This window comes from Pelomonas baiyunensis, from assembly GCF_043555935.1.
Lineage (GTDB): Bacteria > Pseudomonadota > Gammaproteobacteria > Burkholderiales > Burkholderiaceae_C > Pelomonas > Pelomonas baiyunensis.
This window is the reverse complement of the sequence record NZ_JBIGIB010000020.1, coordinates 1-286: the sequence shown is the minus strand read 5'-3', so window position 1 is coordinate 286 and position 286 is coordinate 1. Positions and strand designations below refer to the sequence as shown.

Annotated in this window: 1 protein-coding gene; it reads left to right on the top strand. The window is 66.1% G+C overall.

Annotated elements, in window-relative coordinates; genetic code table 11:
- Nucleotides 1-21 precede the first annotated feature (21 nt).
- Nucleotides 22-286 (top strand): outer membrane protein assembly factor BamB family protein (locus ACG01O_RS22255; RefSeq protein ID WP_474102679.1); only part of this gene is annotated, 265 nt, incomplete at its 3' end.

The following is a 286-nucleotide window of genomic DNA, read 5'->3' as shown; positions in this document are numbered from 1 at the left end:
AAAGAACCGCACAACTGGCCGATGTTCTGGGGAGACTACCGCGGCACGCACTACTCCGCGCTGAAACAGATCGACACCACCAACGTCGGCCGGCTCCAGGCGCGGTGGGCGGCGCCGATTCCCGGCGACTCGATCCTCGAGGCGACGCCGATCGTCGTGGACGGGATCATGTACGTGACCGGCAGCGGCAATCCGCTGACCGTGACGGCGCTCGACGCGAAGAACGGCCGGCAGATCTGGCGCTACACGCGCCAGCAGCCGGTGAAGAACCCGTACGAGAACAACC